4 protein-coding genes are annotated in these 3,045 nt (G+C 61.7%); 3 read left to right on the forward strand and 1 reads right to left on the reverse strand.

Annotated elements, in window-relative coordinates; all coding sequences use genetic code 11:
- From VJR29_09755 to VJR29_09765, 3 genes are all read left to right on the forward strand, one after another.
- The coding region (locus VJR29_09755) for a hypothetical protein (GenBank protein HKY63692.1) at positions 1-419 on the forward strand (419 nt) is incomplete at its 5' end.
- The gene (locus tag VJR29_09760; protein ID HKY63693.1) at positions 416-1,579 is read left to right on the forward strand and encodes a choice-of-anchor Q domain-containing protein; all 1,164 of its coding nucleotides are present in this window, start codon (positions 416-418) and stop codon (positions 1,577-1,579) included. The genes VJR29_09755 and VJR29_09760, both read left to right, overlap by 4 nt.
- 30 nt (positions 1,580-1,609) lie before the next feature.
- Positions 1,610-2,329: an RNA methyltransferase gene (locus VJR29_09765; protein HKY63694.1), complete on the forward strand. Its 720-nt coding sequence runs from the start codon at positions 1,610-1,612 to the stop codon at positions 2,327-2,329.
- On the opposite strand, the gene VJR29_09770 is transcribed toward VJR29_09765, so the two are convergent.
- Positions 2,319-3,045: DUF4114 domain-containing protein (locus VJR29_09770; GenBank protein ID HKY63695.1), on the reverse strand; the 727-nt coding region annotated here is incomplete at its 5' end. The two genes, VJR29_09765 and VJR29_09770, sit on opposite strands and share 11 nt — an antisense overlap.

Raw genomic sequence — 3,045 nt, forward strand, 5'->3', positions numbered from 1 at the left:
GAACTCTCGACATCTCCCAGAATCTCGTCATCAATGGGCCCGGCAGCTCGGTTCTGGCGATCTCGGGCAACGACCTGGGCCAGGTCATTTTCGTCGACATCGGCGCGACCGTCGTGATTCGGGATCTTTCGATCACCGACGGCCTGATCGACGATGAGGGCGGCGGGCTTCGAAACGACGGCATCCTCACCCTGGAGGACATGCGCTTCAGCCAAAATCAAGCCGTCGACGCCAGCGGCGGCGCCCTTGTCAATCAAGGCACGATGATTATCCGTGACTCGGTCTTCGAGAATAACGAAGCTCAAAGCGGTGGCGCCATCTTCAACGTTGCCGGCTCCGACTTGACCGCCGAACGGCTGCTCATTCAAGACGCGGCATTGTCAATTCCGGAAGCCTTCTGCTCAGCGATTCAGCGGTGACCGGCAACCTCGTCACCAACAATAACGGCGCCGGCGGCGGCATATTCGTGACCAATGACAACGCCAGCGCCGAGCTGCTCAACGTGACGATCAGCGGGAACCAAGTGGTGGGGACCGATGGATTCGGCGGCGGTCTCACCGGGGCAAATTTCCACCAGGGAATTTTTCTGACCAACGTGACGATTGCGGATAACTCCGCCGCCAACGGCGGCGGCCTCGCCACCTTCAACGTCTCGTCCGGTGACGACATGAACCTGACCAATACCATCGTTGCCGACAACCCGGTCGGTGGAGATTGTCAGGGGGCTTTCGTCGTCGACGGCGGAAACAACATCGTCGCCGACAATAGCTGCGGCTTCAGCGGCGGCGCCGATCCCATGCTCGGCCCGCTGGCCGCCAATGGCGGTCCGACCCCGACTCACGCCTTGCTCTCAGGCAGCCCGGCCATCAACCAAGGCAATCCCGCGGCCTGCCTTCCGGCCGATCAACGCGGAGTTGCCCGCCAAGGCATCTGCGACATCGGAGCCTATGAGTTTTTGGCGACTCCCGGGACCGTTCAATTTAGCGCTGCGACCTATGAAGTGAATGAAAACGGCGGCAGCTTCCAGGTGACGGTCACCCGGACCGGCGGCGGCGACGGCGAAGTTTCGGTCCAATTCACGACCGCCGACGGCAGCGCGACCGCCGGGCTGGACTATGAGGCGGTCGATCAAACGGTGACTTTTGCCGACGGCGACATGGCGAACAAAATCGTGGCTATTCCCATCCTCCCCGATGGTGCGATCGAGGCCGACGAGACGGTCAATCTCAGCCTCAGCGATCCCCAGGGCGGCGTGGCCCTCGGGGCGACTAGCGCCGTCGTGTTGACGATCCACGATGAGCCCAGCGGGCCGCTGAGCGACGAGGACTGCGACAATCGGATCGACGATGACGGTGACGGGGCAGTCGACTGCAACGATTCCGACTGCGATTCGGAAACGATTTGCCAGGGAATCGACGACGGCGATGGTAATGGCGACGGCGATGACGGTGATGTCGAGGGCGACGGCGGCTGCTCGCTGAATCCTGCGCGGGACACGTCGCCGGCTTCCTGGCTTGGATTCGGCGCACTCTTGGCCCTGGCCGGGCTAGGATGGATGCGGCGCCGAAATCCTCGTTGACCTTCGGCGCTAAAAGCGATTGTTAGGGCCATGCCAATTTCGGTCGTCTTGGTCCGCCCTTTATTTTCCGGGAATCTCGGCTCGGTCGCCCGCGCCATGAAGAACATGGGTCTGAAGGACCTTCGCCTGGTGGCGCCCAAGGCCGACAAGGCTGAGCTGGAGGCCCGCAAGATGGCGGCCCACGCCCAGGACCTGCTCAAGAAATCGAAAATTTTTCCGGATTTGAAATCGGCGGTCCGCGGCTTCGACTTGGTCGTCGGCACTTCGCGGCGCAAGGGCAAGGAGCGGGGCAACTGGACCACGCCGCGGGAATTCGCCGCCCAAGTCGGGGAAATGCCGGCCAAGCAAAAGACGGCCTTGGTCTTCGGGCCCGAGGACAGCGGCTTGCTCAATGACGACGTGGCGCTCTGCCAGCGGATGATTCACATCCCGAGCCACGACGCTTTTCCCTCGCTCAACCTAGCTCAGGCGGTGATGGTTTTGGCCTACGAGCTTTTTCTCGTCCAAGGCGCCAAGCGGCGGGACAAGGGTTCGACCGAGCGCAAGACCGCCAAGCTCCAAGTCTTGGAGGGGATGTATGAAGACTTGGGGGCCTTGCTCGGCGAGATCGGCTTCCTCAACAAGCAGAATCCCAAGCACCTGATGCGGCTGCTCCGCCAATTCTTCAACCGGGCCAGACCCACCGAAAAGGAAGTCCGGATTTTCCGGGGAATTTGCCGCCAAACCCGTTGGTGGAAGATCAACGGCTAGCCGCCTCGATAGGCCGGTTCAGCCACTTGGAAGGCAAGACGCACTTCGGGGCGAGATTTTCGTGGAGACGAAATCGAAAAGGCCGGCGTTTCGGCATTCTGAAAATTTCGATGATGTCCCGTGAATGCATCGAAAAGTGCCTGAAAAGCCAAATCAGTATCACCCCCAAAAGAAGTGAGGACGCGCCTTCGAGCCGGCCGTTTCCCCCGACCTGGCAGCCGACGCCGCTGCCCTCGATCATCGGTGGGCCTTTCGACTCTTGCAGCATGACATGATTTGGCTCCTGGCTCGCCGGGGGAGGGCTTGCCTCCGGAACCGGCGCCGGCGGGCTCGAAGCCACCGGAATTTGCGAGTCTTCGATGGCTTCGCTCAAGGCCGATTTCGGTTCGGTCGTGAGCGTGAAAAGCAGGTCATTGAAATCCCGGTCGCCGCTCGCCGCCGGCAGATCCTCCATTCCGAGGATGACATGCTCGCGGTCCGGCAGAGCCAGCATCGCCAGGTGGCGTTGGTCACCGGGATTCAAAGCGTCCAAAGTGTAATAGGTTTCCCGCGGATCGGCCGCGCCGTCGGCGATCAGAAAGAAACCGATCCGAGTGCCGGCCGGAAAGCGGCCCAGGCTCAAGGTATCGCCGGGCTTGAGCTCGCCGCCCGAGCCTTCCCGGGAAGCGTTGGGAAAGAGGATTTCTCGGCTCTGGAGCTCGCCTTCCTCGATGAGG

Source organism: bacterium (assembly GCA_035281585.1).
Classification (GTDB): domain Bacteria; phylum UBA10199; class UBA10199; order DSSB01; family DSSB01; genus DATEDP01.

Excerpts from the sequence above, each read along its gene's own strand:
- VJR29_09765 (HKY63694.1), top strand. The coding sequence starts at position 1,610 with ATGCCAATTTCGGTCGTCTTGGTCCGCCCTTTATTTTCCGGGAATCTC.